5 protein-coding genes are annotated in these 6125 nt (G+C 68.3%); 2 read left to right on the forward strand and 3 right to left on the reverse strand.

Annotated elements, in window-relative coordinates; genetic code table 11:
• Window positions 1-2: 2 nt before the first annotated feature.
• From ACTICP_RS12505 to ACTICP_RS12515, 3 genes are read right to left on the reverse strand one after another with little or no spacing between them, the layout of a single operon-like run.
• Window positions 3-1595 carry an ABC transporter substrate-binding protein gene (locus ACTICP_RS12505; RefSeq protein WP_441892828.1) on the reverse strand — a complete coding sequence of 531 codons (1593 nt, stop codon included), beginning with the start codon at window positions 1593-1595 and terminating at the stop codon, window positions 3-5.
• Window positions 1596-1650: 55 nt separating this feature from the next.
• Window positions 1651-3225, reverse strand: coding sequence for a hydantoinase/oxoprolinase N-terminal domain-containing protein (locus tag ACTICP_RS12510; RefSeq protein WP_441892830.1), 1575 nt, complete (start codon window positions 3223-3225; stop codon window positions 1651-1653).
• Complete coding sequence (locus tag ACTICP_RS12515; protein ID WP_441892832.1) at window positions 3222-4328, reverse strand: DUF917 domain-containing protein; 1107 nt, start codon at window positions 4326-4328, stop codon at window positions 3222-3224. The genes ACTICP_RS12510 and ACTICP_RS12515 overlap by 4 nt, the downstream gene beginning before the upstream one ends.
• Before the next feature lie 73 nt (window positions 4329-4401).
• Here ACTICP_RS12515 and ACTICP_RS12520 point away from each other — a divergent pair, with 73 nt between their 5' ends.
• Together ACTICP_RS12520 and ACTICP_RS12525 are read left to right on the forward strand one after the other, a co-directional pair.
• Complete coding sequence (locus ACTICP_RS12520) at window positions 4402-5880, forward strand: PucR family transcriptional regulator (protein ID WP_441892834.1); 1479 nt, start codon at window positions 4402-4404, stop codon at window positions 5878-5880.
• A 96-nt stretch (window positions 5881-5976) separates the two neighbouring features.
• Window positions 5977-6125: CoA transferase (locus ACTICP_RS12525; protein WP_441892836.1), on the forward strand; the 149-nt coding region annotated here is incomplete at its 3' end.

Raw genomic sequence — 6125 nt, forward strand, 5'->3', positions numbered from 1 at the left:
GCTCACTCGGTCATGCGGATCGTGACCGGCTGCAGGTAGTCGGTGATCTCGAACGTCGCGCCGGACATATAGGTCGGCCGCATGGTGCCGGTCAGCAGCAGGGTGTGGAAGTTCTCCACCACGGTCTTCTCCGCCTGCTCCCAGTATCCGCAGGCCTCATCGGCATCCGCAGCTGCCCGGGCCTGGTCGGCGAAAGCTTCGTACTCCTCGTCGGCGACGCCCATGAAGTTCAGGCCGCCCTCCTCAGGGAATGCGCCGCCGTAGAAGAGGTCCTCGGTCACGGGGCTCCCGGCACCGATCTGGATCCAGCCGGTGTCGTAGTCGAACGTCTCGTAGAGGTACTCCGACCAGCCGGCGCCGTCCATCGCGATCAGTTCGGTCGTGATGCCCAGCTCCTCCCAGTCCTCCGCGACGAGCTCGGCCGCCGAAGCGTGCGCGGTCGACGTGGCGTCATAGATGAAGTTGATGTTCAGCGGTTCGCCGTCCTTGCTGCGCAGACCGTCGGAACCTTCGACCCAGCCCGCTTCGTCGAGCAGTTCGGCCGCACGTGCGGGGTCAGACTCCGGACGGTCCCAGACCGGCTCCTCGTTGAAGCAGGTGAACGGCGCCTCGGTGATCCAGGAGGTCAGGTCGACGGGGCGCCCGCCGCTGACGACCTCTGCTGTGTCCTCATGGTTGAAGCCCAGGGTGAGCGCTTCGCGGACGAGCGGGTCGTGCGTCGGGCGATCGGGTCGTTCGTTGAACAGCATCTGCCCGATCGGGTTGATGACGCCGGCGGACTCGTAGCCGGACCCCTCGATGCGATCCTGATCCGGCCCTTCGACCGCAGCCGCATTGAGCTCGCCCGAGATCAGCAGGTTGGCTCGGGTAGAGGTATCGGTGACCACGCTGATCTCCAGGCCGTCGGGCACCCCTTCGGTTTCGGAAGTGAGATCGTTCGGGCCCCAGGTGTAGTCGTCCCTGGTTGTGAAGATGTACCGATCCGCCTTCACATCGGTGAGTTCGTAGAGCCCGGTGCCGTTCGAGCCCGCTTCGAGACTCGACGGATCCTCGAGCCCTGCTTCACCGACCATCATGATGTTGCCGATGATGTTCGCCAGGAAGGGATCGGAGGCCTCCGCCGTGACCTCCAGGGTCGAACCGCTGCCGGTGGCCTGGATGCCTTTCGGCATGACGTCGGCCAGCACGGTGGCGTTGGCAGGATCCGCGTGATAGTTGATGTTGGCGGCCGCGACCTCGGCGGTGAACTCCGTTCCGTCGTGGAAGGTCGCCCCCTCGGTGAGCTCGAATGTCACCGACTTTCCGTCGTCGCCCAGTTCCCAAGACTCGGCGAGCCACGGCGTTTGCCCGCCCTCGGCGTCCGTGTAGATCAGTTTTTCGTAGGCGTACGTGTTGATCTGGATCTCCTGCGGCTGCGTGGCGGTCATCGGGATGATGCTGCCCACCTCCGGGAAGACCGCTTGGGTGAAGGTTCCACCGGAGACATAGTCTCCCTCTGACGACCCGGAGCCGCCTGCGGAACCCGAGCATGACGCCAATGTCATGGCGAGGACGACGAGCCCGGCGCCGGCCGGTACTGCGATACTGCGTTTCATTGCAATCTCCTCATTCGGGTGGTTCGATCGGGTACTGCTGGTGCAAGACCTGGTGTCAGCCGGATGCGACTCCGGCGGTGAGCCGAGCGAGGGGCCCTGCCGCCTTCACGGATACGTTCACGGTCGGCTGCGCGGTATAGGGCACGTGGGTCTCGAGAACCTCGACGACCGAGACCTCGAGCGGATCGGCTCCGGCCTGGATGGCTTTTGCAATGGCAGCCTCGGATGCCTGTTCGATGGCCGATTCGCGCTCCCCCATCGGCGCCATCTGGTCTGCTCGTCCTCCGGCCAGCGAGATCGCAGCGCCGACGGCGTTGGCGACACCGCCGTGGTCCGGCCGCAGCACCTCACCGGCGCTCGGCAGCCGATCCGGCACGAGGAAACCGCCACCGCCGACGACTACGAGGGGGATGTCCGCTCTTCCGAGCGACAGCCGCTCCACGGCGGCATCCAGTCGGTCGGCGACGGCACCCAGGGCGTCCTTCAGCGCCGCGGTCGTGGCTGCCGGCAGCGCAGGAAGTCGGCGACCGGCGACGGGGCTGGTGAGCATCGCCGCAGCATCCGTCAGCGTCGGGATCGTTCCGCCGAACAGCAGGGCGTCCCGATCGATCCGATAACCCACCGATTCCGGTCCGACGCGCCCTGTCGCGACATCCACGATGGTCCCGCCGCCGATGCCGACCGACAGCACATCCGGCATCCGGAAGTTGGTGCGCACGCCGCCGATCTCGCGGGGCATGGTCGATTCACGGGGGAACCCGCCGACGACGACGCCGAGGTCGCTGGTCGTACCGCCGACGTCCACGACGATGGCATTGTCGTGGCCGGAGAGGTAGGCGGCTCCTCGGATCGAGTTCGCGGGCCCCGAGCCGATCGTGAGCACGGGGTACTGCGCGGCGTAGTCGAGCGACATCAGGGTGCCGTCGTTCTGGGCGAAGAAGGTCTGCGCCTCGAGCCCTTCTTCGGCGACCACGGTGACGAGCGCGTCGGTGACGGCCAGCGCGACGCTGTACAGCGCGGCGTTGAGCACGGTGGCGTTCTCGCGTTCGAGCAAGCCGGTGGGGCCGATGTCCTGACTCAGGAAGACGCGGGTGTCCTGGCCCAGGTGATTGCGCAGCATCTCGGCGACCTCGAGCTCCTGCTCGGGCGAGGAGGGGCTGAAGATGCCGGCGACGGCGATCGCGTCGAAGTCGCCCACCTCGTCGACGAATCGGCGGATGCCGTCACGGTCCAGGGGCGAGATCGGGGTGCCGTCGACCATGTGGCCGCCGCCGACCATGGCGGCACCGGCGAGCACCATGTCTGCGAGATCCTGCGGCCACCCGGTGAGGGGCGGGAACTCGGTCGCCGCGGGGGCGCCGAGCCGGATCATCGCGACTCGATCGAGAGCGCGGCGCTGCACGATGGCGTTGGTCGCATGCGTGGTGCCGAGCATGACGCGGGAGACCCGCATCCGCTCCGGGCCGATGGCCGCGAGCACGTCGGCGATACTGGCGCGGATGCCGCCGGTGACGTCGTCGGTCGTCGGACGCTTCGTGTGAGCGAGGACGGCGCCGGTGCCGTCGAGGATGACGGCGTCCGTGTTCGTTCCGCCGACATCGACGCCGAGGGCGAGGTCACGAGCAGTCATCGGCCGGCTCCTTCGAACGGAACGTAGGGGAGGTCATAGCCGAAGGCGGCCGGGCCGGCCAGCTCCAGACCGCGCGGGGTGCGCCAGACCGGGTCACAGGGCCATGCCAGCACCGAGACGCGCTGCCCGAAGCGCAGCATCTCGGTCGTGATCGCATGCCCGGTCTCGGTATCGATGATCGTGATCAGGTCGGGCACGCTGACGAGCACCTCGCCGTCTTCGAGCACGAGGAGGTTCTCGTTCTGCAACTCGAGTCGCTGCAGTCGGCCGCGGTCCTCTCCGATTCCGGTGATCGTCACCGATCCGCGGACGAAGCCGCCCACGGTACGACGATCAAGGTCGGTGATCTTGCCGCTGAGCAGCACGCGGGCGTCGAGTTCGGCGGCGATCGCCGCCACCGGCTCCGGTGCGCTCAGGAGTGCGTGGCCGACGCGGATCGCCGCGCTCACGGTGCCCTCGATGACCGCGCCGCGCACGGTTTCGGCGGTCATCGGGTAGTGCGTGCCGATGCAGATCGAGCCGCTGGCGACGGTGAGGGCCCGGGCGTGACGCTCCAGCCAGTGCAGATCGACGGTCTTCATGACGGCGATGTTGCCGACCACGTCGCTCTGGACCGCCCAGTCGCAGTGGACTCCTGCGACGTTCATGGCCATCATTGCGGCATCCGGAAAAGCGCGGCCCATGCCGTCGGCGTCGAGCACCTGCAGGCCGAGTTGCGCCGCCCAGCCGATCGGTCGCACGCCGTTGCTGCCGCCGATCTCTGCGGCCATCAGCGTCGTCACGGGGCGACCGAGAAGCCGTTCGGCCTCTTCCAGCAGCGCATGGATCTGCCCCTTCGAGGACAGCATCTCGATGCCGACCGTCGGCGCCCCGATGCCCGACATCAGGACCACGACATCGTCGGGTCCGAGGTCGTCGACACTCACCAGGCGAACGGGCCCGTGGGTGCGGAGTTCGCGTTCGACCATCGTCTGCGCCCCGTATACCTCACCGCCGCCGCCGGTGCCGAAGATCGCCGTGCCGATGCCGAGGGCTGCGACGTCGTCCGCAGTGACCTCGGTGATGCGCGCCGCATGCTGCGGAACGGATGCTGTCTGTGCCATGTCCCCACCGTACGGAGGGGCTCTGCGGCCGACAATGTCTTGAGCATCCAGTGATTCCTGCCAGACTGTGCCGATGGCACAGTACTCGATCGAGGATCTTCGCACCGATGCCGAACGCCTGGGGCTCAGCCATCAGGCAGGCCCGGTCGATGAACGCGCGATCGAGCGCGTGGACCTCATCCCCGTGGACGGCCTCGGCGCCGCTGCGACCGGCACGCTCGTCATCATCACCGGCGACGAGCAGCCGCCGCCGTTCCGGATCGACGTGGCGCTGCGTCAGGCGAGCGCACGAAGCCTGGCCGGGGTGGTCTTCGCCTCCGACATCGTCCTGCCCGAGACCGCTGTCCTCCTCGCCGGTCGTGCCGGGGTTCCGGTGTTCGCCGCCCCGGGGGCGAAGGCGGCCGACCTCGCGAAGGCGATCGATCGGGCGATCGCCGGTGGTGCGTCAGAGGCCATGATGCGCGGAGCGCTGGCCGTCGAGCGCGCGACGGCAGCCGCGGCATCCGACGATTCCACGATCGAGGACATCCTCGGGGCGGCATCGGCCGCGCTCGGCATCCGCGTCGCGCTCGTCGAGGATCTGACCGTCTCCTGGGCGCAGAGCGATGCCGTCTGCATCGGGGAGGTACCGATCGGCCGTGTCGTCGCTTCGGCTCCGGATGCCGCGACCGGCGTCGCCGTGCCGGTGATCGCCTCGCTGCTCTCTCGTGCGGCCCAGCGCAGCACGAGAGATCGCTATGCGTCCACGCAGTCGCGCTCCGATCTGCTGATCGAACTGGTCCTGGCGGAGTCCTCCCGCGTGGAGGGGTTCGTCGGGCAGGCCGCGCGGCTGGGGCTGCCGCTGCAGCAATCGCACGTCGCCGCGTGGCTGGCGCCGATGCATGCGGCCGACCCCGATGCCCGCGCACCGCGGACCGTGCAACCGGCCCTGGAGCTGTTCGCGCTGCAGCTCGTGGAGGATCGTGCGGAGATGTGGCACCTCGCGTTCCTGCAGGACGACCTCATGCTCGTGTGCACCGAGGAGCACGGTGCCGCCGACCATCAGCGCCGCGTGCGCGAGGTCGCGGTGCGCATTCAGGAGCAGGCGCGCACGCTCGCCGGATCGGATTGGGCGTACACGCTGGGTCTGGGCACACCACAGCTGGGTGCGATCGGGCTGCGACAGTCCGCCGCAGAGGCACGGATCGCGGCGGAGTCGGCGAACGCGGCCGGCCGACTGGGCGGGGTGGAACTCACCGACGTCACGGGGCTGCGCCGCGTGCTCCTCGATGTCTACGCGTCGCCGATCAGCAGGGATCTGCTGCACGACATCCTGCATCCGCTCGACGCTCTCGGCCAAGAACGCTCACTCACCGCGGTGCGCACGCTGCTGTCGTATCTCGCCCACAACGGGTCGCTCGTGCATACGGGTCAGGAGCTGATGCTGCATCCCAACGGCGTCGGCTATCGGATGCGGCAGATCCGTGAGCGACTCGACGTCGACCTGGACGAACCTGACGTTCGCTTCGCCGTCGAGCTGGCCTGCCGAGTGCGCCTGCTCGGAGCCGCATAGGCGAGCGGCCGCTGGACCTCGACACCATTTCCCCGTTCAGGACGTGTGTCGATCGTCCATGAGGTAGGCCCCCTCCGAGTCGGTAGCGTGACCGGCATGCTCGATGACTCGCCTGCCCCGCCGCCGTTCCAGCCTCTGCACGGCATCCGGGTCATCGACTTCACCCGGCTGCTCGCCGGGCCGTACGCGACGATGACCCTCGCCGAGCTCGGCGCGGACGTCATCAAGATCGAGAAGCCGGATGC

The organism is Microbacterium sp. (assembly GCF_052102115.1).
In the GTDB taxonomy this organism is placed as follows: Bacteria; Actinomycetota; Actinomycetes; order Actinomycetales; family Microbacteriaceae; genus Microbacterium.